This is a genomic window from Cupriavidus sp. 8B (assembly GCF_054589115.1).
The window spans coordinates 1-23,337 of record NZ_BAAILO010000118.1; the positions used below are offsets into that span (position 1 = coordinate 1).

Annotated in this window: 20 protein-coding genes; 5 read left to right on the top strand and 15 right to left on the bottom strand. The window is 64.4% G+C overall.

Annotation, left to right across the window (positions count from 1 at the left end; all coding sequences use genetic code 11):
- Positions 1 to 456 precede the first annotated feature (456 nt).
- From ACYP5B_RS12670 to ACYP5B_RS12700, 7 genes are all read right to left on the bottom strand, one after another.
- On the bottom strand, positions 457 to 1,173 hold the full coding sequence (locus ACYP5B_RS12670) for an ABC transporter ATP-binding protein (RefSeq protein ID WP_459569853.1): 717 nt from the start codon (positions 1,171 to 1,173) through the stop codon (positions 457 to 459).
- Positions 1,174 to 1,188: 15 nt separating this feature from the next.
- Complete coding sequence (locus tag ACYP5B_RS12675; RefSeq protein WP_400092784.1) at positions 1,189 to 1,965, bottom strand: ABC transporter ATP-binding protein; 777 nt, start codon at positions 1,963 to 1,965, stop codon at positions 1,189 to 1,191.
- Positions 1,966 to 1,978: 13 nt separating this feature from the next.
- Positions 1,979 to 3,139, bottom strand: a complete 1,161-nt coding sequence (locus ACYP5B_RS12680; protein ID WP_400092782.1) for an ABC transporter permease subunit — start codon at positions 3,137 to 3,139, stop codon at positions 1,979 to 1,981.
- 13 nt (positions 3,140 to 3,152) lie between these two features.
- On the bottom strand, positions 3,153 to 4,088 hold the full coding sequence (locus ACYP5B_RS12685) for a branched-chain amino acid ABC transporter permease (RefSeq protein WP_267604291.1): 936 nt from the start codon (positions 4,086 to 4,088) through the stop codon (positions 3,153 to 3,155).
- A gap of 210 nt (positions 4,089 to 4,298) precedes the next feature.
- Complete coding sequence (locus ACYP5B_RS12690; protein WP_459569854.1) at positions 4,299 to 5,504, bottom strand: branched-chain amino acid ABC transporter substrate-binding protein; 1,206 nt, start codon at positions 5,502 to 5,504, stop codon at positions 4,299 to 4,301.
- Between the two features lie 644 nt (positions 5,505 to 6,148).
- The gene (gene ispH / locus ACYP5B_RS12695) at positions 6,149 to 7,111 is read right to left on the bottom strand and encodes a 4-hydroxy-3-methylbut-2-enyl diphosphate reductase (RefSeq protein ID WP_400092778.1); all 963 of its coding nucleotides are present in this window, start codon (positions 7,109 to 7,111) and stop codon (positions 6,149 to 6,151) included.
- A 49-nt stretch (positions 7,112 to 7,160) separates the two neighbouring features.
- Positions 7,161 to 7,658, bottom strand: a complete 498-nt coding sequence (locus ACYP5B_RS12700; protein WP_459569855.1) for an FKBP-type peptidyl-prolyl cis-trans isomerase — start codon at positions 7,656 to 7,658, stop codon at positions 7,161 to 7,163.
- Between the two features lie 90 nt (positions 7,659 to 7,748).
- On the opposite strand from ACYP5B_RS12700, the gene radC reads away from it, so the two are divergent.
- The 4 genes from radC to nadB all read left to right on the top strand — a co-directional run bounded on the left by radC (position 7,749) and on the right by nadB (position 10,857).
- Positions 7,749 to 8,423 carry a RadC family protein gene (gene radC, locus ACYP5B_RS12705; RefSeq protein ID WP_459569856.1) on the top strand — a complete coding sequence of 225 codons (675 nt, stop codon included), beginning with the start codon at positions 7,749 to 7,751 and terminating at the stop codon, positions 8,421 to 8,423.
- A 200-nt stretch (positions 8,424 to 8,623) separates the two neighbouring features.
- Positions 8,624 to 8,857 carry a 50S ribosomal protein L28 gene (rpmB, locus tag ACYP5B_RS12710; RefSeq protein WP_006157507.1) on the top strand — a complete coding sequence of 78 codons (234 nt, stop codon included), beginning with the start codon at positions 8,624 to 8,626 and terminating at the stop codon, positions 8,855 to 8,857.
- A gap of 13 nt (positions 8,858 to 8,870) precedes the next feature.
- On the top strand, positions 8,871 to 9,041 hold the full coding sequence (rpmG, locus tag ACYP5B_RS12715; protein ID WP_006157508.1) for a 50S ribosomal protein L33: 171 nt from the start codon (positions 8,871 to 8,873) through the stop codon (positions 9,039 to 9,041).
- A gap of 217 nt (positions 9,042 to 9,258) precedes the next feature.
- Positions 9,259 to 10,857, top strand: a complete 1,599-nt coding sequence (nadB, locus tag ACYP5B_RS12720; RefSeq protein ID WP_459569857.1) for an L-aspartate oxidase — start codon at positions 9,259 to 9,261, stop codon at positions 10,855 to 10,857.
- Between the two features lie 70 nt (positions 10,858 to 10,927).
- Here the strand turns inward: nadB and nadC are convergent, their stop codons facing one another.
- From nadC to purN, 8 genes are all read right to left on the bottom strand, one after another.
- Positions 10,928 to 11,824, bottom strand: coding sequence for a carboxylating nicotinate-nucleotide diphosphorylase (gene nadC / locus ACYP5B_RS12725; protein ID WP_400092774.1), 897 nt, complete (start codon positions 11,822 to 11,824; stop codon positions 10,928 to 10,930).
- Positions 11,821 to 12,972: a quinolinate synthase NadA gene (gene nadA, locus ACYP5B_RS12730; protein ID WP_400092772.1), complete on the bottom strand. Its 1,152-nt coding sequence runs from the start codon at positions 12,970 to 12,972 to the stop codon at positions 11,821 to 11,823. The genes nadC and nadA overlap by 4 nt, the downstream gene beginning before the upstream one ends.
- A 168-nt stretch (positions 12,973 to 13,140) precedes the next feature.
- Positions 13,141 to 14,331 carry a DesA family fatty acid desaturase gene (locus tag ACYP5B_RS12735; protein WP_043349288.1) on the bottom strand — a complete coding sequence of 397 codons (1,191 nt, stop codon included), beginning with the start codon at positions 14,329 to 14,331 and terminating at the stop codon, positions 13,141 to 13,143.
- Between the two features lie 400 nt (positions 14,332 to 14,731).
- Positions 14,732 to 16,135: a mechanosensitive ion channel family protein gene (locus ACYP5B_RS12740; protein ID WP_459569858.1), complete on the bottom strand. Its 1,404-nt coding sequence runs from the start codon at positions 16,133 to 16,135 to the stop codon at positions 14,732 to 14,734.
- A 193-nt stretch (positions 16,136 to 16,328) separates the two neighbouring features.
- Positions 16,329 to 18,080, bottom strand: coding sequence for a serine aminopeptidase domain-containing protein (locus ACYP5B_RS12745; RefSeq protein ID WP_459569859.1), 1,752 nt, complete (start codon positions 18,078 to 18,080; stop codon positions 16,329 to 16,331).
- Positions 18,077 to 19,732, bottom strand: a complete 1,656-nt coding sequence (locus ACYP5B_RS12750; RefSeq protein ID WP_459569860.1) for an amino acid adenylation domain-containing protein — start codon at positions 19,730 to 19,732, stop codon at positions 18,077 to 18,079. Before ACYP5B_RS12750 ends, ACYP5B_RS12745 begins: the two co-directional genes overlap by 4 nt.
- A 637-nt stretch (positions 19,733 to 20,369) precedes the next feature.
- The gene (locus ACYP5B_RS12755; protein ID WP_459569861.1) at positions 20,370 to 21,776 is read right to left on the bottom strand and encodes an RsmB/NOP family class I SAM-dependent RNA methyltransferase; all 1,407 of its coding nucleotides are present in this window, start codon (positions 21,774 to 21,776) and stop codon (positions 20,370 to 20,372) included.
- On the bottom strand, positions 21,773 to 22,429 hold the full coding sequence (purN, locus tag ACYP5B_RS12760; protein ID WP_459569862.1) for a phosphoribosylglycinamide formyltransferase: 657 nt from the start codon (positions 22,427 to 22,429) through the stop codon (positions 21,773 to 21,775). The genes ACYP5B_RS12755 and purN overlap by 4 nt, the downstream gene beginning before the upstream one ends.
- A 241-nt stretch (positions 22,430 to 22,670) precedes the next feature.
- Here purN and ACYP5B_RS12765 point away from each other — a divergent pair, with 241 nt between their 5' ends.
- Positions 22,671 to 23,330, top strand: coding sequence for a response regulator (locus ACYP5B_RS12765; RefSeq protein ID WP_267604301.1), 660 nt, complete (start codon positions 22,671 to 22,673; stop codon positions 23,328 to 23,330).
- The last annotated feature ends 7 nt before the right edge of the window (positions 23,331 to 23,337 follow it).

Below are 23,337 nucleotides of genomic sequence, written 5' to 3' on the forward strand. Positions count from 1 at the left end.
TTGATGCAACATGTCGCAAGCTCTATCAGTATCTGAATCGAGTGTCACTTGGCTAGCCGCGCACACTAATTCACCCACAGATTCCGCCGACGATCCTAAAAAAAAGCCTGGTGCAAGAATGCGCCGGGCTTTTTTCTTTGATGCGGCGAAAGACCCCTCGCCGCATAACGGGAGATTCAAACCTTCACGGCTACACCGAATGGTTCTCTATTCCCGCCGGGTTGCTCCCCTCTCCCACGTGTGGGAGAGGGGCCGGGGGAGAGGGCGGGCGCTCGATAAGCCATCGGATCGCAAAAACCACGAGCTCCGCGTCAAGTGGCTCCTAGCTGATATGACTCCCCTCTCCCCGGCCCTCTCCCCCTGAGGGGAGAGGGAGAGACAGCCGTCGTCATAGCGAGTGGTTTTGGCCCATACGGCGGCTTCGGCCAACGCATCGAAGGCCTTATCCAGGCAATCTCACTCGCCCAGGTACGCCGCCCTCACCTTCGGATCGTCCAGCATCTGCTTGGCGTCGCCGCTCATGGTGACCAGGCCCGACTCCATCACATAGCCGCGGTGCGCGGCCTGCAGTGCCAGCCGCGCGTTCTGCTCCACCAGCAGCACCGTCACGCCCAGCGCGGAGACGTCGCGCACCACCTCGAAGATCTTCGCCACCATGATCGGCGACAGGCCCATCGAGGGTTCGTCCAGCAGCAGCAGCTTGGGCTGGCTCATCAGCGCGCGCGCCATGGCCAGCATCTGCTGCTCGCCGCCCGACATGGTGCCGGCCAGCTGGTTGGCACGCTCCTTCAGGCGCGGGAAGATGCCGAACATGCGATCGATGTCGGCCTTGATGCCGGCCTCGTCGATCCGCGTGTAGGCGCCCATCTGCAGGTTCTCGGTGATGGTCATGCGCGCGAACACGCCGCGCCCTTCCGGCACCATCGCCAGGCCCTGCTTGAGCAGCGTGTAGCTGGGCACGCCCTTGATGGACTTGCCCATGTACTCCACGTCACCGCCAGCCCAGCCCTGCAGGCCGGTGATGGCCTTCATGGTGGTGGTCTTGCCGGCGCCATTGGCGCCGATCAGCGTGACCAGTTCACCTTCCTTGATTTCGAGGTCAATGCCCTTGACCGCCTGGATGCCGCCGTACGCGACCTTCAGGCCGGATATCTTCAGTAGTGTGTCTTTCATTGTGTCTTTCCCCCGTCAGTGCGCCGGGGTACCGAGGTAAGCCTCGATCACCGCTGGATTGCTCTGGACTTCATGCGGCAGGCCTTGCGCGATGACCTTGCCGTAGTCAAGCACGGTCATGCGGTTGCACAGGCCCATCACCAGCTTCACGTCGTGCTCGATCAGCAGGATGGTCTTGCCATCGCTGCGGATCTTGTCGAGCAGGCCGCGCAGCTCCACTTTCTCGGTGGCGTTCATGCCGGCGGCGGGTTCGTCCAGCGCCAGCAGCTTGGGCTCGGTGGCGAGCGCCCGCGCGATTTCCAGGCGGCGCTGGTGGCCGTACGACAGGTTGCGCGAGGTGAAGTGGGCGTACTTGCCGATGCCCACGTACTCGAGCAGGTCGTGCGCCCAGTCTTCCACCGAGTGTTCTTCACGCCGGACCGAAGGCGGGCGGAACACCGCACCTAACAGGCCAGCCTTGGTACGCACGTGCCGGCCCACCATCACGTTCTCCAGCGCGGTCATTTCGCCAAACAGGCGGATGTTCTGGAAGGTGCGGGCGATGCCGGCCTTGGCGACTTCGTGCACGGCGGTCGGCTGGTAGGCCTTCCCACCCAGCACGAACTCGCCGGAGTCCGGCGTGTACAGGCCGGTGATGACGTTGAAGAAGGTGGTCTTGCCGGCCCCGTTGGGACCAATCAGGCCGTAGATTTCGCCCGGCTGGATCTGCAGGCCCACATCGGACAATGCCTGCAGGCCGCCGAATCGCTTGTTGACCCCCTGTACCGACAGGAGGAGATTCTCGTTGCTCATGATGTCCTCCTGGTCAGAAACGGCCAACGCTGCCCGGGCGGCGGATCACCGGCCGGTCTTCCTTGCGCGGCGACGGCCACAGGCCTGCCGGGCGATACAGCATCACGCCAACCAGGGCCAGCCCGAACAGCAGCTGGCGCAGCACTTCGGCGTCAACGATGGTATGGCCGAAGATCATGTTCTGCGCCGGCTCCGCCACGGCACGCAGCAGTTCCTGGAAACCCACCAGCAGGACACCGCCGAGTATCACGCCAGGGATATGGCCCATGCCGCCCAGCACCACGATGGCGAGAATGTAGATGGACTCCCACAGCACGAACGACTCGGGCGAGACAAAGCCCTGGAAGGCGCCAAACACGGCACCCGACGCACCACCGAACGACGCGCCCATGGCGAAGGCCAGCAGCTTGATGTTGCGGGTGTTGATGCCCATGGCCTTGGCGGCGATCTCGTCCTCGCGGATGGCCACGAAGGCGCGGCCGATGCGTGAGTTCTGCAGCCGCAGGCAGATGAACACGATCGCGATCACCAGCACCACCAGCAGGTAGTAGTACATGAACACCGGCGTGAACTTCAGCCCGAAGATCTCGTGCGTCTTGGAGAAATTGAAGCCGAAGATGTGGACCGGGTCCACCGCGGTGATCCCCTTGGGACCGTTGGTGATGTTGAGCGGGCGGTCGAGGTTGTTCAGGAAGATCCGGATGATCTCGCCGAAGCCCAGGGTCACGATGGCGAGGTAATCGCCACGCAGCTTGAGCGTAGGCGCACCCAGCAACACGCCGAACGTGGCGGCCACGAGAATCGCCAGCGGCAGCACGAACCACATGGACACGTGCAGGCCATGGGGGAAAAGCTGGTGGATCCACTCGAACTGGTTGGCCAGGTGGGGCGAGCCCAGCAAGGCCATCATGTACGCGCCGACGGCATAGAAGGCGATGTAGCCCAGGTCGAGCAGGCCGGCAAAGCCCACCACGATGTTCAGGCCAAGCGCCAGCATGATGTAGATCAGCGCGAAGTCGAGCACGCGCACCCAGTAGTTGCCGCCCAGCGTCTGCACCAGGAACGGCGCGCACAGGGCGATGACCAGGAAGCCAAGCAACGCGGCCATGGTCTTGGCTGGCGTCTTGGTCAGCGGCGCAGCCTGCGCCGCCGAGGATGGAATCGGGGTGTTCATGGATTCTCTCTCCTTAGGCGCGTTCGGAAACCCGCTCGCCCATGATGCCGGACGGACGGAAGACAAGGACGGTGATCAGCACGATAAAGGCGAACACGTCCTGGTAGTTGGAGCCAAATATGCCACCCGTGAGATCGCCGATGTAGCCGGCGCCCAGGGCTTCGATCAAGCCCAGCAGCATGCCGCCGACCATGGCGCCCGCCAGGTTGCCGATGCCGCCCAGCACCGCGGCGGTGAACGCCTTCAGGCCCGGGATGAAGCCCATGTAGAAGTGGGCGTTGCCGTAGTTGGTGGCCATCATCACGCCGGCCAGCGCTGCCAGCGCGGCGCCGATCATGAAGGTGGCCGAGATGACGAAGTTCGGGTTCACGCCCATCAGCCCCGCTACCTTCTGGTTCTCGGCGGTGGCGCGCATCGCGCGGCCGAGCTTGGTGCGGTTGACCAGGGTCAGCAGGCCCGCCATCACCATCAGCGCCATGCCGATGATGACGATTTCCTTGCCCGTGATGGTGGCGCCGGTCGAGCCGATATCGATCGGCGACGAGGGCAGCAGCTGCGGGAAGGTCAGCGGGTTGCGCGACCAGATCAGCATGCCCATCGTCTGGAGGATGATGGACACGCCGATGGCGGTGATCAGCGGGGCCAGCCGCGGCGCGTTGCGCAACGGCCGGTAGGCCACCCGCTCGATGGTGTAGGCCAGCACGGCGCAGACCGGCATGGCGATCAGCGTGGCGATCACCAGCGTGAGCCACTCCGGCAAGCCGGGGAAGAATTTCTGCAAGCCAAGTATGGCTGACAGGGCGGTCAGGGCGCCGATCATCAGCACGTCGCCGTGGGCGAAGTTGATGATCCCGAGAATGCCGTAGACCATGGTGTAGCCGAGTGCGATCAGCGCATAGATGCTGCCGAGCACCAGACCGTTCACGATCTGCTGGATAAGGATATCCATGAAAACTCCTTGCTTCCGTCCAAATTCCCTCGGCATGGTGTGGATGCCGGGGGGACGTTGATATGTTGGGTGGTTTGGTAGTGTCGTCTTCTGCTGGTAAGCGGCCTGCCTACTCCACCCATGGTAAGGATGCTGCATGTATGGCAAGGCTAAAAAAACGGCACCGCAACATACTCGCGGTGCCGTTCGGATGGGCCGGTAAGCCCCGGATTACATCTTCACGACGTCAAGGACGGTCTTCTTCTTGTCCTTGTACTCGTACAACGTGATGGTGCCTTCCTTCATGTCGCCCTTTTCATCGAAGGCGATGTTGCCGATCAGGCCCTTGTAGTTGGTCTTGGGCATTTCGGCCAGGATGGCCGCCGGCTCGGTCGAGTTGGCGCGCTTCATGGCGTCAACGACGACCATGACGGCGTCATAGGTGAACGGTGCGTAGATCTGCACCGGCGCACTGAAGCGAGCCTGGTAGCGCTTGTCGAAATCCGCGCCCTGCTCCATCTTGGACAGTGCCAGACCGGCTTCCGAGCAGATGATGTTGGACACGGCATCGCCGGCCAGCTCAGCCACCTTGTCGGTACAGACGCCATCGCCGCCAACGATCTTGGAGCTGATGCCGAGTTCCTTGGCCTGCTTGGCGAACGGGCCGCCGGTGGCGTCCATGCCGCCGTACATGATCACGTCCGGTTTCTTGCCCTTGATCTTGGTCAGAATGGCCTTGAAGTCGGTGGCCTTGTCGTTGGTGGCTTCACGTGCCACCACGTTCACGCCGGACGCCTTGGCGGTCTTCTCGAACTCGTCGGCCAGGCCCTTGCCGTAGGCGGTGGCATCGTCGACGATGGCCACGGTCTTGGCGTGCAGGCTCTTGGTGGCGTAGTTGGCCAGTGCCGGGCCCTGCTGGGCGTCGGTGGCCACCACGCGGAACGTGGTCTTGAAGCCTTGCTTGGTGTAGTCGGGGTTGGTCGACGACGGCGAGATCTGCACGATGCCGGCATCGCTATAGATCTTGGAGGCCGGAATCGATACGCCCGAGTTCAGGTGGCCAACCACTGCCACGACCTTGGCGTCCACCAGCTTCTGCGCCACGGCGGTGCCCGTCTTCGGGTCGCCCGCGTCGTCTTCGCCGACCAGCTCCAGCTTGATCTTCTTGCCGTTGATCTCCAGGCCGGTCTTGTTGACTTCCTCCACGGCCAGGCGGGCGCCGTTTTCGTTGTCCTTGCCAAGGTGAGCGATACCGCCGGTCAGCGGTGCAGCATGGCCGATCTTGACTACGACATCGCCACTGCCTGCTGCCGGCGCGGTCGCCGCGGCAGGTGCCGATGCTGCCGCATCAGCGGGCTTTTCTTCTTTCTTGCCGCAAGCAGTAACCAGCGCCACTGCGGCTGCGATCGGCAGAATCTTGGCAAACGTGATTTGCATGAGTGATCTCCTAGGATTCACATGATCAGGGTAAACCAACGCCCCCCGGACGTTTCCCCTGAACCGCCATAGTTTAGTTTCAATTTGAAACGCGCGAATTGTATTCCCTTTTTAAACGGATGCAATATGCGACGCAACAACCTGAAGGATTAACCCACCAAATGAGCTAGGGAATTTCCCCAATGCGCGCATTGGGGCAATTCCCGCCTACATGGAGGCTAGCCGTTGGTACTAACAAGATTCGTGCCTACCGCGTGCCACAGGGTGGCTTTGCTGCTTGCAAGTCACTCCGGCGGGCCGCGTATTAAATAGGTGTTTCATTTAATATCAACCGGCTCATTCAAATACGAGGAACGAGTGCCCCGGCACCATAATAGGGAAATCCCCAATTACAGGGATTTCCCTTATTTGTCTTTTTAGACAGACAGGTATAAGGCCGTTCGCACCGGGCTTGTGCATTATCCAAGGGATAGCAGGCAATATAGGGTGCTATATCTTGGTGCAACCCTGGCGAGAGAATGGTGCGCAACGACGTGCAACCGGTGCGACGGAGGGGTGCCTGCCGAGCGCGAGCGGCAGCGCAAAAAGCAACGGCCCGCGAGAGCGGGCCGTCTTGCCAGACAATCAGGTGTGGATCACGCTGATCAGGCGGGCGTGACCTGTTGCAGGCCGCGCGGCAAGGGAAACGACATCTTCTCCTCGATCCCTTCCAGCGCGCGCACGTTGCGCGCACCCAGCAGGTGCAGGCGCGCGACGATGGCCTGTGCCAGCGCCTCGGGGGCGGAGGCGCCGGCGGTCAGGCCGATGCGGCGCTTGCCCGCGATCCATTCCGGCTGGAGCTGATCGGGCGAATCGATCATGTAGGCCGGCACGCCCAGGCGCTGCGCGAGCTCGCGCAGGCGGTTGGAGTTGGAGCTGTTGGGGCTGCCCACCACGATCACCACCTCCACCTGGGGTGCCATGAACTTCACGGCATCCTGGCGGTTCTGGGTGGCATAGCAGATGTCTTGCTTCTTGGGCTCGCGGATCAGCGGGAAGCGCGCCTTGAGCGCGGCGACGATCTCCAGCGTTTCGTCCACCGAGAGCGTGGTCTGGGTCACGAATGCCAGGCGCTCGGGATCGGCCACGTGCAGCTTGGCGACATCCGCGGAGGACTCGACCAGCAGCATGCCGCCTTCAGCCTGCCCCATGGTGCCCTCGACTTCTGGATGGCCCTTGTGCCCGATCATGATGATCTCGCAGCCCTCGGTGCGCATCTTGCCGACTTCCACATGCACCTTGGTCACCAGCGGGCAGGTGGCATCGAACACGTTCAGGCCGCGCACGGCGGCATCGGCGCGCACTTCCTTGGAGACGCCATGCGCACTGAAGATCACAGTCGACCCGGGTGGCACTTCCTCGAGCTCCTGCACGAAGACCGCGCCCTTGCGGCGCAGGTCTTCCACCACATAGGCGTTGTGGACGATTTCGTGGCGCACGTAGATCGGCGCGCCGTAGCGTGCAAGGGCGCGCTCGACGATCTCGATGGCGCGATCCACGCCGGCGCAAAAGCCGCGCGGCTGCGCCATCAGGATCTCGGCATCGGGGGCTGTGGTGGGTTCAGACATGCAAGGATTCGACTCATGGGTGCCGGCACGAGGCCGGCCGGTGGTCTGCTTAGAGAATGCCGATCAGTTGGACATCGAACAGGATGGTCTGTCCGGCCAGCGGGTGGTTGAAATCGAACAGCGCCGACGTCGTGCCGATCTCCTTGAGCACACCGGCGTACTTACCGCCGCCGGGCGCATTGAACTCAACCAGGTCGCCCGGGGCGTAGTCCTCTTCAAACGAAGAGTTCTCGCGCAGCGTCGCCAGCGAAACCCGTTGCAGCAACTCGGGGTTGCGCGGGCCGAAGGCATGCTCCGGCGCCAGCCGGTAAGTCATGCGCTCGCCCTCCGGCATGCCCAGCAGCGCCTGCTCCAGTGTAGGCGCGAACTGGCCTTGTCCGAGCAGCAGCGTGGCGGGCTTCTCCGCGAAGGTACTGACGATCTCAGTGCCGTTCTCCATGGAGATGCTGTAGTGAAGGGTCAGGAAGGAGTCCGCCTGCACGGTCTTGCGGCCATCCACGGTGCCGTCCCCGTTCTTCGGGCCGGAAGCAAAAGTTTGCAAAGTCATAGGTGCTCAACCAGTCAACAACCCGTATTGTAAGCGACTCGACCGAGCGCCGCCTTGTCCGCGGTGCCATTGTTCCGAGGGGATCGTGCCATGCGCATTACCGATTGGCCCAGCAATGAGCGGCCACGCGAGAAACTGCTCAGCGGCGGGGCCGCTACGCTCTCAGATGCCGAACTGCTCGCCGTATTCCTGCGCGTGGGCGTGGCGGGTAAAAGTGCCGTTGACATCGCCCGGGAGCTGCTGAATGATTTCGGCACGCTCAGCGGCCTGTTTGCGGCCGACGCGGGGCAACTGGCCCGCGTCAAGGGCGTTGGCGGCGCCAAGTACGCGCAGTTGCAGGCGGCCCGTGAGCTGACGCGGCGAGCGCTGGGCGAACAGCTGCAACTGCCCGGGGCACTGGATTCCCCCACGGCGGTGCGCGACTATCTGCGCCTGTCACTCGCGGGGCTGGCCCACGAAGTGTTCCTGTGCCTGTTCCTGGACGCCCGCAACCGCCTGCTGGCCAGCGAGGAGCTGTTTCGCGGCACGCTGACCCAGACCAGCGTCTATCCCCGAGAAGTAGCCCGAAAGGCGCTTGCACATAACGCCGCGGCGGTCATCGTTGCGCACAACCACCCGTCCGGCAACACCACGCCCAGCGCCGCGGATCTCGCCATGACCCGCGCGTTGACCCGCTCCCTGGCCCTGATCGACGTGCAAGTTCTTGACCATTTCATCGTCGCAGGTAGTAACATCCACTCCTTCGCCGAACACGGCCAGCTGTGATGCAAGATGCGATGCGCGTTGTGATGCGCACCGCACGGATGCACACCCCTGAACGGTAAACGAGAGAAGGCATTGATTCATCAGTGCTTTCCGTTCTATAATGTTCGTTTGCTGAAGTCTCAACCGCTGCAGTCCGGGCCAGCGCGCCTTTTGTTGATCTGTTGCGAACATTGTCCACGTAGAAGAGTTAGGAGTGCTTCATGGCACGCGTCTGTCAAGTGACCGGGAAAGCGCCGATGGTCGGCAACAACGTTTCCCACGCAAACAACAAGACCAAGCGTCGTTTTCTGCCCAACCTGCAGAATCGTCGTTTCTTTGTTGAATCGGAAAACCGCTGGGTGAGCCTGCGCGTCTCGAACGCCGGCCTGCGCCTGATCGACAAGAAAGGCATCGACACCGTGCTCGTGGATCTGCGCGCACGTGGCGAAGTCTAATTAGGAGCACATCATGGCCAGCAAAGGCGGACGCGATAAAATCAAGTTGGAGTCGACTGCAGGTACGGGTCACTTCTACACGACCACCAAGAACAAGCGCACGATGCCGGAAAAGATGGAGATCATGAAGTTCGATCCCGTCGCCCGCAAGCACGTGTCGTACAAGGAAACCAAGATCAAGTAATTGATCCTGTCTTCCTCATGCCGATCGCGCGGCATGTCGGTAGAAACCCCGCCCAGGCGGGGTTTTTGCTTTTTCGGGCCGCAAACGCCGCATTGCGCAGCCGACGCCTCTCCACGCCCCGCCCCACACTGCTTGCCTGCCCACGCGAGCCCGCTGGCGGTGTACACTTTCCAGCTTTCCTGCCTCCCGACCGCGTGCCGCGCGCGTCTCTCGCACCATGAACTTCGATGTCGCCATTGTCGGCAGCGGACTGGCCGGTCTAACGGTCGCGCTGCAACTGGCCGACACCCATCGGGTTGTCATCATTTGCAAACGTGCCATGACGCAAGGCGCCAGCGACTGGGCCCAGGGCGGCATTGCCGCCGTCCTGGACTCGGGCGACAGCCACGATGAGCACACGCAGGACACCTTGGTGGCGGGCGCCGGCCTTTGCGATGACAGCGCCACGCGCTACATCGTCGAGCATGGGCGCGAAGCCATCCAGTGGCTGATCGACCGCGGCGTGCCATTCACCCGCGACGACCAGGCGGAACTCGGCTACCACCTGACGCGCGAAGGCGGGCATAGCCGCCGGCGCATCATCCACGCGGCGGACGCCACCGGCCATGCCGTCGTGTCCACGTTGAGCGAGCAGGCGCGCCAGCATCCCAATATCACGATCATCGAGGACCACTTCGCGGTGGACCTGATCACTTCGCGCAAGCTTGGCCTGCCGGGCAACCGCTGCTACGGCCTCTACGTGCTGGACGACGCCTGCGGCGAAGTGCAAACCATTACCGCCACCCACACCGTGCTGGCGACAGGTGGCGCGGGCAAGGTCTATCTCTACACCACCAACCCCGACACGGCCACCGGCGACGGCATCGCCATGGCCTGGCGCGCGGGCTGCCGGGTGTCGAACATGGAATTCATCCAGTTCCACCCGACCTGCCTGTATCACCCCTACGCCAAGTCCTTCCTGATCTCGGAAGCCGTACGTGGCGAAGGCGGCCTGCTCAAGCTGCCAGATGGCACCCGCTTCATGCCGGAACACGACGAGCGCGCCGAACTGGCTCCGCGCGACGTGGTGGCACGCGCGATCGACTTCGAAATGAAGAAGCGTGGCCTGGATTACGTGCACCTGGACATCAGCCACCAGCCCGAGTCCTTCCTGCGCGAGCATTTCCCGACCATCCATGCACGCTGCCTGGAACTCGGCATCGACATCGCCCGCGAACCCATCCCGGTGGTGCCGGCGGCGCACTATACCTGCGGCGGCGTGGTGACCGACACCGCGGGCCGCACCGATCTGTCCAACCTCTATGCGGTGGGCGAGACCGGTTGCACCGGCCTGCATGGCGCCAACCGGCTGGCCTCCAATTCGCTGCTCGAATGCATGGTGATCGGGCGCGCGGCGGCCCTCGACATTGCCGGGCAGGACAAGGCCGGGCAACCGGACATCGCGCTGCCCCAGTGGGATGAAAGCCGCGTGGCGGATGCCGACGAGGAAGTCGTGGTCTCGCACAACTGGGACGAGTTGCGCCGCATGATGTGGAACTATGTGGGCATCGTGCGCACCAGCAAGCGGCTCGAGCGCGCCCAGCACCGCATCACCCTGCTGCGCGAGGAGATCGCGGAGTACTACGCCAACTTCCGGGTCACCCGCGACCTGCTGGAACTGCGTAACCTGGTGGAAGTCGCCTCGTTGATCGTGGATAGCGCGTATTCGCGCCATGAGAGCCGCGGCTTGCACTTCAGCCGCGACTATCCGGAGACGTTGCCGAAGGCGCTGCCAACGGTCATGCAGCCGGAGTTCAAGCGGGAACGGGCCAAGTAAGCCTCGCTGGCCTCTCGCCATAAAAAAGCGCGCCTTGGCGCGCTTTTTTTATGCTCCGGGCCGATCCTGCTTACTCGATGATCCGCAACGAATAATCCGTCGCGCGCACATCCTTGGTCAGCGCCCCTACCGAGATCCGGTCCACCCCGGTTTCGGCGAAAGCACGGATGGTGTCTGCATTGACGCCGCCCGAGACTTCCAGCAAGGCACGCCCTGCATTGATACGCACGGCATCGCGCATCATCGCCTCGGTAAAGTTGTCGATCAGGATCGACTTCGCGCCAGCCGCCAATGCCTCTTCCAGTTCGGCCAGGCTTTCCACCTCGACCTGGACCGACACACCCGCATCCAGCGCGGCCGCTGCCTGCATGGCAGCGGTGATGCTGCCGGCCGCCGCGATATGGTTTTCCTTGATCAGGATGCCATCGTACAACGCCAGGCGCTGGTTGTCGCCACCACCGACCCTGACCGCGTACTTCTGCGCCAGGCGCAGGCCCGGCAATGTCTTGCGGGTATCCAGCACGCGCGCCCGGGTGCCTTCGACCAGGTCGGCATAGCGGCGCGTGGCGGTTGCTACGCCGGACAACAATTGCAGGAAATTCAGCGACGGCCGCTCCGCGGTCAACAGCGAGCGGGCCGGGCCAGTGATCTCGCAGACCACCGAGTCCGGCGCCAAGCGAGCGCCTTCGGCCTGCTGCCAGACGACCTGAAGCGCAGGATCGACCGCGCGCATGCACGCCTCGAACCACGGCTGGCCGCACAGCACGGCTTGCTCGCGCACGATCACGCGCGCCCGCGCCGGCTTGCCGGCGGGCACCAGCATGCCGGTCAGGTCGCCGCTGCCGACATCTTCGGCAATAGCTGCACTGACATTGGCCTGGAGCGCCTCGGCGAGCGCCGGGCCATAGCTGTCGAAAATAGCGTTCACGCTCGAATTCACGGAATTCACGTTTGGATTGCTGCTCATGCCGGGCCGATTCCCTTGAACAAGGCCTGCTCGCTGGCCAGGTCGGCCTTGGGCCGCACATTGGCCTTCTGCTGCGCGGCGAAGTCGAGCATGCGGTCGATGCAGGTCACGGCCTGGCGGCCGATATCCGCGTCGACATGGATTTCGTTATGACCGTTCTCCAGCACTTCGGCCAGGTTGGTCAGTGCGTTCATCGCCATCCAGGGGCAGTGCGCGCAACTCTTGCAGGTGGCGCTGTTGCCGGCGGTGGGGGCTTCGATGAAACGCTTGTCGGGCGCGGCCAGGCGCATCTTGTGCAGGATGCCGTTGTCGGTCGCGACAATGAACTCGCGGGCGTCCAGTTCCTTTACCGCGGCGATCAGCTGAGAAGTCGAGCCCACCACGTCGGCCTGCTCGACCACATTGGCCGGCGACTCCGGATGCACCAGGATCTTGGCGTTGGGAAACTCGCGGCGCAGCAGGTCCAGCTCGATGCCCTTGAACTCGTCATGCACCAGGCAGGAACCCTGCCACAAGAGCATGTCGGCGCCGGTCTGCTTCTGGATATAGCCGCCCAGGTGCTTGTCCGGCGCCCACAGGATCTTCTCGCCACGCGCGTGCAGGTGCTCGACGATCTTCAGGCCGATGCTGGAGGTCACCATCCAGTCGGCGCGCGCCTTCACGGCGGCGCTGGTGTTGGCATAGACCACCACCGTGCGATCGGGATGCGCATCGCAGAACGCGGCGAATTCGTCGGACGGGCAGCCCAGGTCTAGCGAGCAGGTTGCGTCGAGGTCGGGCATCAGCACGGTCTTTTCCGGGCTGAGGATCTTGGCGGTCTCACCCATGAAGCGAACCCCAGCCACCACCAGCGTCTTGGCCGGATGATCACGGCCAAAGCGCGCCATCTCCAGCGAGTCCGACACGCAGCCGCCGGTTTCCTCGGCCAGGTCCTGCAGGTCGGAATCGACGTAATAGTGTGCTACAAGCACCGCATTACGTTGCCTCAGCAGGGTCTTGATGCGCGCTTTGAGCGCCGTGCGCTCCTGTGCCGACAGCACGGGAGGCACTTTGGCCCAGGCGTGGGCGACACAGCTGCCGCCTTCGGGGGACTCCGTCGAGAGGTTCGGCTTCTCGAACTCGACGGCTTTGATCGTTTGGGGGGTCATCTCCGATACTCCTCTTGGACAGCGCGCCTCGGATCCCGCTTGGTATCCCGCTATCGCCGCTGGCCCTGATATTGGGGGAGTTTAGCGAAAACAAAAGCCCCGCCAGTGGCGGGGCTTTTGGGCGAGCTAAATTGTATCAGGCCACGCCAGCTCAGGCATCAGCCCGCATCAGGCATAACGGCGCAGGCGCAGCGAGAAATCGTGCAGTGCCTGGATGCCGCTGGCCTCGGCGCGGTGGCACCAGGCCTGCAGCTGCGCCAGCAGCTGTTCGCGCGTCAGGTTGGAGCGGCCCCAGATCGCGGCCAGCTCGCGGCGCATTTCCACGAAGGTATGCAGCGACTTGTTCTGCTCCACGATGCTGGCCAGTTGCTGGCGCTGCGGATCGGCCAGCTTGGCTTCTTCGCGGTGGAACCACTTGCGAGCGGGCTTGAAGCTGCTGTACTCGGCCACACGGGCCTCCTTGAGCTTTTCCAGTTCCTGCTTGTAGGCGCTCTTGACCGCCTTGGCATAGCGCGCCATCACGTCATAGCGATTGGCAATGATGGCTTCCAGCGTGTTGTGGTCAACCGGGCGGGCATCCACCAGGCGAGCCTTCGGCGGGGTCTTCTTGACCTTGGCCAAGCCAACAGCCTGCATGGCGCGGATGTAGCCCCAGCCGATGTCGAACTCGTACCACTTGATCGAGAACTTGGCCGACGTCGGGTAGGTGTGATGGTTGTTGTGCAGTTCTTCGCCGCCGATGATGATGCCCCACGGCGAGACATTGGTCGAAGCGTCCTCGCAATCGTAATTGCGATAGCCCCACCAGTGGCCCAGGCCATTGATGATGCCGGCGGCGTGGATCGGGATCCACAGCATCTGCACGGCCCACACGCTCAGGCCGATCACGCCGAACAGGGCGACGTCGATGATCAGCATCAGGCCAACGCCTTGCCAGCCAAAGCGCGAGTAGACATTGCGCTCGACCCAGTCGTCAGGCGTGCCATGACCGAACTTGGTGATGGTCTCCTTGTTCTTGGATTCGGCGCGATACAGCTCCGCGCCTTCCAGCAGCACCTTGCGGATGCCGCGGGTCTGCGGGCTGTGGGGATCGTCTTCGGTCTCGCACTTGGCGTGGTGCTTGCGGTGAATGGCAGTCCACTCTTTGGTGACCATGCCGGTGGTCAGCCACAGCCAGCCACGGAAGAAATGCGAAACGATAGGGTGCAGATCCAGCGACCGGTGCGCCATGCAGCGGTGCAGGTAGATGGTCACGCCGGCGATGGTGATGTGCGTCACCACGAGGGTGTAGATCACGATCTCCCACCAGGACCAGTTGGCGAGGCCATTAGCGGCCCAGTCAAGAATAGTGTCGAACAAACTGTTCTCCGTCGATTAAACAGGGGCATTCAGTGCGGCGCGACAAGGCGAGCCGCAAACAAGGTGCAGAAAAAGGCCTGCAAATTCAATGATTGCGTCATATGGCGCCTGCCTGAAACCCCGGCACTCGCCGGAGCCCCCAAGGCATGCGCGTCTGGCGCCTTGGGCAAAACTGCTGCCTGCCGGCGGGACTGGACACGAGCCGCTGCAATCTGGCGGCTGTCTGGTGGGGGGCGGGAGGTCGAACAAAGTCATCCGAACGAAACGCGCCTTTCGAATGAACCCGCAACTACCCAGGATTCTACCGGAACCGCATCGAGCGGACATCCGCTTTTTCCCTCAGTTTGATGTTAAGCAACACGGATTGTTCCATAAGGTGGCCTAAACGCCGCGTGAACACTCACGAGGCGGCGCCAGTCACGGCACCCGGCAGCTCAATATGCGCTGCTTGAGCCGCTTTTGCGGATTCGTCACTGCCGTCGACTCCCGCTTTCCCCAGCACGCGCACCTCGCGCCGCGGATACGGGATCGAGATGCCATTCTCCCTGAACTTCCGCCATATCGCCCGGTTCATCGCCGATTGCACGCCGAGCTTACCGTTCTGCGGGTCGGCGATATAACCAGCGAGCTCATATTCGATGCCATTGTCGCCGAACAGCACCAGAAATGCCGACGGCCCCGGCTGTGCCAGCAATCTCGGGATGCCTTGCGCGGCGTCGACCAGCAAGGCCAGCACCATTTCCGGATCCGCCGCGTAATCGGCCTGAACACGTGTTGCAACCCGCACATTGGTGTTGGAGAACGAGTGGTTCTGTACCGCCTGTGCCACGAGTTGCTCGTTTGGCACCAGGGTTTCGCCATCGCCGTTGCGCACCACGGTGTAGCGCGTGCGGATCTGCGAAACGATCCCCGTGTATTTATCGACCGTGATCTGGTCGCCCAGCTTGACCGAGCGGTCGAGCAGGATGATGAAACCGGAGATGTAGTTGCTAGCGATCTTTTGCAAGCCCAGCCCCAGGCCAACGCCCAGCGCGCCGCCAAACACGGACAGCACGGTGAGGTCGATGCCGACCAGCGACAGGCTCAGCAACAGGGAAACGAGCAGTAGCAGCGCCTTGGAGATCCGGGACAGGACCACTTTCAGGTTGCTGTCCAGCCCGCTCGAGCGCATCAACCGCTCCTCCAGCCACGAACCGAACCACATGGCCACCAGCACGGTGACCAGGATCCACACCACGGCCACCAGCGTGTCCGCCAGGCTGATCTTCTGCTTGCCGCCCAGTGAAAAGCGGATGCCGTCCATCCAATGCACCACATCCCACAGCAAACCCAGCACATAAAGCGCCATCGCCGCCCAAACCAGGGTAGTCAGCACTTTTTCGACCAGCAGCAGCATGCCGTGCAGCTGACCATTACCTGAAATCACGCGACGCAAGATGTAGAAGGCGAAATAGAGGAAGGTAATGCCGGAAAGGGGCACCAATGCGAGCCGTAGCACGCTGATGGACATCATCGGCGCCAGCCCGAAGCGCGCGCCCATCACCAGCAGCCAGCCGAACAACGGGAACATGGCGCGCTCCAGGCTGGCCGCGGCGAAGCGCAGGGAGAAGCTGGATCCGGCGTAGCGGCCTTCGAGGCGCTTGACGATCAATCTCGCCAATGGCCAGGCCACAGCCAGGCAGGCGGCAAGGACCGCCAGCTGCCAGATGAAGCCGGGGCCACCCGCGTCGCGGATCAGGTCATCGAGCATCTTGCCAAAGGCCGGATGCGCGACTTGGAGTTCGTTCAGGGAAGTGGGATTCATGCTTTGCCATGGCTGGCAGGGACCATCCGGTCAGGATCAGCGGCCCCTGGCAAGGTAAGCGGGACACTGCATGACGTCACTGCATGCCCCGCGACCAAAAAGTCAGCCATTCTAGCCGCCCTGCTCCGCGCGGCGCAGGATTGGCGCTGGGCCTGCCGGGCAACCTGGTCCCTATTCCATGCGCGGATCGCTGTCAGCCGCACCTTCCCCGGCAATCCGGCATGCGACGCCAGGGCTCGGCAACGCGTTGCAGCCGATCTCGCAGGTCCGCCCCCGGATGCAAGGGGCCACATAACAGGTCGACGCAATAGTCGATCACCCGTGCCCGCCCGGGTGGGTTCAGCATGCCGTGGTCCAGGCCAGCGACGGTCTCGATCTGCAACTGCGAGAAGCCGGCAAGGCCAGCCAGCGTTGGCCCGAAGAAGCGCGCCAGCTCGAAAGGCCCGGGATCGTCCGGCCCGAACAGCAGGCGCAGGACCGTGCCGCGTGCGTCGAGCGTCCGGAGCAAGTCCTCGATTTCCCGCTGCTCGTGCGCGGCAGGCTTGGGAAGGACCGATGCCGCGTTGATGCCGGGCGTGCCCTCTTCTGCCGTGGGTGCGCTGCGGCCATGGATCAGCCACCGGGGCCGTGTGAACGGCTCCCGGCGCAACAAGCGCTGCAGGTTGACCAGCACGGCGCCCACCACGCCCGGGTGCGCGCCCGCGGCATGCAGGCTGACATTGGCGCCATAGCTCACGCCGAAGGCCACTACCTCGCGATGGCCGTGGGCAAGCAACCAGTCGCAGGCGGTGATGGCATCGCGGTATCCCTCCGGATCGGCCGGCACGGCCGCGATGGCCTGCGCGCCAACGGATGCGTCCCCGATGCCTCGCACATCGATGCGAAACGAGGCAACCCCGCGCGCCGCCAGCCGGCGCGCCAGCATGACGCCGCAACGGCCGGCACCGACGTGATGCGTGCCGCCGGAATTGTTGATCAGCACGGCCGGCCGCTCGATGCGCGCCCCGAGCGGCTCGCACAACATGCCGAACAGGCCCTGGCCAAAACGCACAGGCGTTTCCATCCATTCGCCGGAGCACAGGCAAGAGGCCTGTGCAGCCACCATCGCCCCGCCACCTGGGCCAGGCTCGCCAGCCGGTGCCGCTGGCGCCATATCGGCAATCCAGCCTGCCACCGCCGCGAAGGTCGCCTCCGGCGGGGTGCCATGCAGCGGATCCTGCAGCCAGTCGATCACCTCGGGGAAAGGCACCACCCGCACCTGCGCGCCCAGCGTGCCGTAGTGGTGCGCCAGCGGGTCAACCTGGGGCTCGCTGCCTGCGACCAGGATTCTCGGGGCGGGCGCGCGTGGCGCATCGAGCAAGTCGAGGCCGCCAAGGCCATCGACCACCGCGCCCGAGAAATGGATGCCAAGGATGTCGATTCCCGCTTGCTGGCCAGTGCCAGGCGCAGGCCCGGACTCCACCGCGCGGCCAGCAAGCGAGCGCCAGGTCTGCGCGATCATCTTCATCTCCCGCACCAGCATCCTGCCGCTCGCCACGGGCGCAAGCAGCGCCAGCGCATCGACGCGCAGCCCGGCCACGCGGCGCTCGGCAGCCAGCGCCGCCAGCGAGGCGCCGCCGCGCACGCCCAGCAGCACGAGTTCCTGGGCACCTGACATGCGCCTGAGCAACTTGCCAGCGGCGCCGATCCCGGCGAGCCAGGCGTCGATGCAGGACGTGCCCGGCGCCGGCGCGCCCGCATGGTCAGGGTCCGCGGAGTCACCGGTGCCTGGATAGTCGAACCTGAGCACAGGCACGCCCTGGGCCGCAAGCCGCTCCGCCAGCCGCGCCAGGCCGGCATGCGTCCACAAGGCTTCGTGCCCGATCGCATTGCACAGCAGCACCGCGCGCTGTCCCTGGGCCGCGTGGTACCAGCCAAAACATCCGTCGAAGTGCAGCGGCGTCATGGCGCAAACGCCTTGCGCCTGGCCTGCCGTGCGCCCCCCGCAGCAACGCCCAGGCGCTCGCAACGCGCCTGCAACTGGCCGCGATCGATCTTGCCGTTCACGTTCATGGGAAGGCCGTCGAGGCAGACGATGCGATCCGGTTGCGCGTAGACCGGCAGGCTCTGCCTGCAAGCCAGCCGGATCCGCGCCATGCGCACGCCGAGCTCGCCCAGCGATGCGTCGCCCGATGCCTGCACAAAGGCGATCAGCCCTATCGGCTTGCCGGCGTCGTCCAGTGGCCACGCCAGCACGGCGCACTGCGCGCTGCCGCTGGCAGCCTGCACGACCTGCTCAATCTCCTGCAATTCCACGCGGTTGCCGCGAATCTTCACCTGCATGTCGATGCGGCCGTGGTAAAGCAACCCATCGGGCGATTCGGCCACGGCATCGCCGGTGCGATACCAGCGGCTGCACGCCCGCCCGGGATAGGTGCGTGTAAAGAAGCGCTGCGCGTCGAGCGGGTTGGCGCGCAGATAGCCCTTGGCAAGCTGCGCGCCGCCGATCAGCAGTTCGCCCTGCGCGCCGGGCGGCACCGGCGCAAGCGCGTCGTCGACAATCATCAGCTCGACCCCGGCATATGGCTTGCCGAGCGGCACCGCGGGGCGCGACGCATCGGCAAGAAAGGTCTCGGTCAGCTCAAAGGTGAGCATGATCACCGTCGCCTCGGTGGGTCCGTAGCCGTTGACGATGCGCGTGTTCGGCGCCGCCCGCGACCACGCCCGCGCCAGCGTCTTGGGCAAGGCCTCGCCCCCCATCAAGGTCATCCGCACGCTGGGAAACGCGCCGGGCGTCAACTTGCGGAACTGCTGCATCAACGCCAGCACGGAGGGCACGCTGGCCCAGTGGGTAATTGCGTGTTCACGGATAAAGCCGGCCAGGTAAAGGGGGTCTTGCAGCGATGGCACATACAGGCAGCCTCCGTTCGCCCAGCAAACGTGCATGTCATGCACCGAGAAATCGAAGGTGAGATCGGCGAACTGGCTAAAGCGTGCGCCAGGCTCGCATGGAAAGCGTTGCATCTGCGCGCTGACATAGGCCACAGCGCTGGCGTGCGGGATCATGACGCCCTTGGGCGGCCCGCTGGTGCCGGAGGTAAAGATCAGGTAGGCGAGGTCATCGCCTGAAACGGTCACGGGCGGCCCAGGCGGGTCATGCACAAAGGGCGCCGGCGGCAAGGGGGCGAAACGCGCGCCGCCTCCCGGACACCCGGTTGCCGGCAGCGACTCGGGATCCATCAGGAGAATGCGCAGATCCGGCGGCAGCAACGGGATCAACGCATCAAGCTGCGGTGCGCATGCACGATCGACCAGCATCACGCGCGCGCCTGAGCGCTGGACGATGGCGGCGTTGCGTGCCGGGGGGAATTTGGGGTGCAACGGCACGTAGGCCATGCCGGCGCCGAGCACGCCGAGCAGGCCGGCGTACGCGCAGACGCTGCGGTGCGCGAACAGGATGCAGTTGCGGCTCCCGTCGCCTGAATGCGCCGCCAGCGCGGCACTCACGCGGCCCGCGCGCGCGCGTAGTTCCTCATAAGCGTAAAAGCGTCCGTCGACCCACAAGGCGTGGTCGCAGGGCTGCCGTGCAGCCGTCTCGAAGAAGAAAGAATGCAACATCCCGCCTCCCGACCGAGTGCGTCGCCCCCTTTGCGGGACCGGTGCGCTCTGGAACTCCATCCGGAAATTGTGCGGCGCCGATCCACCTTGCGCGGTCGCGCGCCGTTGTCCTTGCCTGGCGCGCGTTGTCTTGCCAACTTAGCCTGCATTGCCTGACAAGACAAGTTACGACGCCTTTAATGTTTTGAACTTAAGAGCTTGCTCCATTGGTGCGAATGGGCGATGCAAATGGCGGCGGACTGCGCTCTACGATGGCGGCAATCATTTGGCTGGGAGCGGGTGCGCACCGGCCAGCCCCGTGCTGGCACCATTCGCGGCTGGGTTCCCCCGAGCCGGCGCGCGCCTTCACGGGCCTGCCCGTGCGCCACAAAGTATGAGGCGTCGCCCAGAAGGCTTAGTCCATCAAGACCCGCGTATCAACACATACCGGCCATACTGCCGACGTAGAGCTTCCTCGCGGCGCGCGCGAAGGCCGAGCGGCGCAGGCGAATTGCGTGACTGCCCGGGATCGGGGGTGGCAAAAAGAAGGGGGACGGAAAAGGCAGCTGGGACCGGACGGCCCCAGCGTGGGAAATTCGCCAGTCGGCCGGCGCCACGGGGATGCTTCCCCCGGCGCGGCCTCCTGGTGGATCCGGCTTTAGCTGACGCGCTCCAGCACGGCGGCGAAGAAGCCGTCGGTCTGGTGCAGGTGCGGGTAAAGCGCCAGCATCTCGGCATCTTCCGGCAAGCCGGGCACCGTGATCTTTTGCTCGGCCAGCACCTGTGCGGCGGGCACCAGGCGGAAGGCCGGGTGCGAGGCCAGGAAACCACGCACGATGCCTTCGTTCTCCGCCTCCAGCACGCTGCACGTTGCGTAGACCACGCGCCCGCCCACCTTCACCAGGCGCGCGGCGGATTCGAGAATGGCCGCCTGCTTGACGGTCAGCTCCAGCACCGATTGCGGCGACTGGCGCCACTTCAGGTCCGGATTGCGCCGCAGCGTGCCCAGCCCGCTGCAAGGCGCATCCACCAGCACGCGGTCGATCTTGCCGGCCAGGCGCTTGATCTTGGCGTCATGCTCGGAGTCGATCAGCACGGGGTGCACGTTGGACAACCCGCTGCGCGCCAGGCGGGGCTTGAGGTTGGACAAGCGCTTCTCGGACACGTCGAACGCATAGAGGCGGCCGGTGGAGCGCATCAGCGCGCCCAGGGCGAGCGTCTTGCCGCCCGCGCCCGCGCAAAAATCGACCACCATCTCGCCGCGCTTGGGCGCGACCAGGTTGCACAGCATCTGGCTGCCTTCATCCTGCACTTCGACCAGCCCGATGACGAACAGCGGCAGCTGGTTGAGCGCCGGCTTGCCGGCCAGGCGGATGCCGGACGGCGCCATCGGCGTCACCTCGGCCTTCAGCCCCGCGGCGGTCAGCTCGGCCAGCGCGGCCTCCTGCGTGGTCTTGACCAGGTTGGCACGCAGGTCCAGCGGCGCCGGGCGCAGCCAGGCATCGCCCAGCGCTTCGACAAAGGCTTCATCGTGGCGCGCGGCCAGTTGGTCGAACAGCCATTCGGGCAGGTTGGCGCGCACGCGCGGCGCCAGGCTGGAACGCTCGATCGTGGTCAGCCGATCGAGCCACTCGCCCTCTTCCGGCAGGAGAAACGGCGTCAGCACGTCGCGGCCCAGCGTGGCGGCCAGGCCCAGCAGGGCCAGGCGGCGCTGCGAAGCACCCGTGCCGCTGGCTGCGAACTGCGCAAACTCCACGCGCCGGCGCAGCACGGCAAACACGGCTTCCGCGATGATGCCGCGCTCGCGATGACCCAGCTTGGGGTTTTCGCGGAAGTAGTAGCTCACCACCACGTCGGACGGGCGCGTGAACATCAGCACCTTGCCCAGCAGGCGGTCGATGTGCTGGATATGGACGGCGTGCAGGCCGCCATGGGGCCCGCGGCCTTGCTGCGGCGCCTGGCTGTCGTGCGCGTCGCGCGGGCGGGCCTGGCGAATGGGCGTGCCCTTGTGATCCTTGTTCTTGTTGCGAACGGGCTGACGCGCCCCTGCGGTATTGCGGCTCATGACTGCACCTCCGTAGCGGCAGCAAAGGCCGTAAACAGCTGGGATTCGGGTGGTTCGACCCGGACTACGCCGGCATGCACGCGCAGCCGGTCTTCGACAAACCAGCGCACAGCGCGCGGGTAGACAACGTGTTCGCACGGCAACAGGCGCGTGGCCAGGCTCTCGGGCGTGTCGTCCGGCAGCACGTCAAGCGCGGCCTGGACGATAACGGGGCCGTGATCGAGCTCGGGCGTGACGAAATGCACGCTGGCGCCGTGGACCTTGACGCCCGCCTCGATGGCTTGCCGGTGTGTATGCAGCCCCGGAAAGCACGGCAGCAGCGACGGATGGATATTCAGCATGCGCCCGGCATACTTGTCGACAAAGCCCGGCGTCAGGATGCGCATGAAGCCGGCCAGGACCACCAGGTCCGGCGCGAAAGCGTCGATGGCATCGGCGAGCGCTGCGTCAAAAGTGGCGCGATCATCATATAGCTTGTGGTCCACCACGCCGGTAGCCACGCCGTGGTCGGCGGCAAATTTCAGACCTTCGGCGTCTGGCCGGTTGGACAAGACCGCCGCTACGCGCGCCGGCCAGCCTTCGGCGGCACAGGCGCTGACGATGGCTTCCATATTGGAGCCCCGCCCGGAAATCAGGATAACGATATTTTTCATCGCGCAATTCTACCAAGCCGGGGCCAGTACACGACCAAAGCGAGCGCATTAGGCACTTAAAACACGCGAAACCCCCGCCGCAGCGCCATTTCGCATGGCCTATACGCAACGTGAACTCACGCCCGATGGATTGTGACGCCTCGCCCGCTCTGCTAGAGTGGCTGCTATCGTCCACGCGCAGTCCGTTAACACGGCTTTAAGTGACAACAAGGACGAACTGGGAAATTAGACGGGAAATCGCATGTCGAACGCTGCACCGACCTTGTTGGTGGTCGATGATCATCCTATGGCCTTGTCTGGCACCACCGCGTTCTTGGCGGAAGTGATGCCCGACGTCGCCGTCCACGCCGCAGGGAGCGCCAAAGAGGCGTTGAATACCTTGCAGCAAGGACTCAGGCCTGACATCGTGCTGCTGGATATCTGGCTGACCGACGGTACCGGCTTCGACGCCATGCAGGCGCTCAAGACACTGGTACCTTCCGCTCGCTTTATTTTTATGTCGGCCGAGGCCACGCCCGAAATCGTGGGCCGCGCGCGCGCGCTCGCCGCCTGTGGCTTCGTCGGCAAGCACCTGGACGCCAACGCATTCACCGCCGCCGTGCGCAAGGTGCTGGCAGGCGACACCTCCTTCCCCTCGGACGAAGCGCTCAGTGGCCGTGCCCAATCCTTCGGGCCGGCGCACGGCATCCCGGTCACCCCGGCGGAACTGGGGCTGACCCCGCGCCAGGGCTCGGTGCTGGCGCTGGTGCTGGAAGGCCTGCCCAACAAGGTCATCGCGCGGCGGCTCGGCCTGACCGAAAACACCGTCAAGGAACACGTCTCGGCCATCTTGCAGCGGCTTGGCGTGCGCACCCGCATGCAGGTCATGTCGCGCATGGAGCGATTCCGCCTGCGCCAGTAACGCGTAT

Excerpts from the sequence above, each read along its gene's own strand:
- ACYP5B_RS12670 (WP_459569853.1), bottom strand. The coding sequence starts at position 1,173 with ATGAAAGACACACTACTGAAGATATCCGGCCTGAAGGTCGCGTACGGC.
- ACYP5B_RS12675 (WP_400092784.1), bottom strand. The coding sequence starts at position 1,965 with ATGAGCAACGAGAATCTCCTCCTGTCGGTACAGGGGGTCAACAAGCGA.
- ACYP5B_RS12680 (WP_400092782.1), bottom strand. The coding sequence starts at position 3,139 with ATGAACACCCCGATTCCATCCTCGGCGGCGCAGGCTGCGCCGCTGACC.
- ACYP5B_RS12685 (WP_267604291.1), bottom strand. The coding sequence starts at position 4,088 with ATGGATATCCTTATCCAGCAGATCGTGAACGGTCTGGTGCTCGGCAGC.
- ACYP5B_RS12690 (WP_459569854.1), bottom strand. The coding sequence starts at position 5,504 with ATGCAAATCACGTTTGCCAAGATTCTGCCGATCGCAGCCGCAGTGGCG.
- ispH (WP_400092778.1), bottom strand. The coding sequence starts at position 7,111 with ATGTCTGAACCCACCACAGCCCCCGATGCCGAGATCCTGATGGCGCAG.
- ACYP5B_RS12700 (WP_459569855.1), bottom strand. The coding sequence starts at position 7,658 with ATGACTTTGCAAACTTTTGCTTCCGGCCCGAAGAACGGGGACGGCACC.
- radC (WP_459569856.1), top strand. The coding sequence starts at position 7,749 with ATGCGCATTACCGATTGGCCCAGCAATGAGCGGCCACGCGAGAAACTG.
- rpmB (WP_006157507.1), top strand. The coding sequence starts at position 8,624 with ATGGCACGCGTCTGTCAAGTGACCGGGAAAGCGCCGATGGTCGGCAAC.
- rpmG (WP_006157508.1), top strand. The coding sequence starts at position 8,871 with ATGGCCAGCAAAGGCGGACGCGATAAAATCAAGTTGGAGTCGACTGCA.
- nadB (WP_459569857.1), top strand. The coding sequence starts at position 9,259 with ATGAACTTCGATGTCGCCATTGTCGGCAGCGGACTGGCCGGTCTAACG.
- nadC (WP_400092774.1), bottom strand. The coding sequence starts at position 11,824 with ATGAGCAGCAATCCAAACGTGAATTCCGTGAATTCGAGCGTGAACGCT.
- nadA (WP_400092772.1), bottom strand. The coding sequence starts at position 12,972 with ATGACCCCCCAAACGATCAAAGCCGTCGAGTTCGAGAAGCCGAACCTC.
- ACYP5B_RS12740 (WP_459569858.1), bottom strand. The coding sequence starts at position 16,135 with ATGAATCCCACTTCCCTGAACGAACTCCAAGTCGCGCATCCGGCCTTT.
- ACYP5B_RS12745 (WP_459569859.1), bottom strand. The coding sequence starts at position 18,080 with ATGACGCCGCTGCACTTCGACGGATGTTTTGGCTGGTACCACGCGGCC.
- ACYP5B_RS12750 (WP_459569860.1), bottom strand. The coding sequence starts at position 19,732 with ATGTTGCATTCTTTCTTCTTCGAGACGGCTGCACGGCAGCCCTGCGAC.
- ACYP5B_RS12755 (WP_459569861.1), bottom strand. The coding sequence starts at position 21,776 with ATGAGCCGCAATACCGCAGGGGCGCGTCAGCCCGTTCGCAACAAGAAC.
- purN (WP_459569862.1), bottom strand. The coding sequence starts at position 22,429 with ATGAAAAATATCGTTATCCTGATTTCCGGGCGGGGCTCCAATATGGAA.
- ACYP5B_RS12765 (WP_267604301.1), top strand. The coding sequence starts at position 22,671 with ATGTCGAACGCTGCACCGACCTTGTTGGTGGTCGATGATCATCCTATG.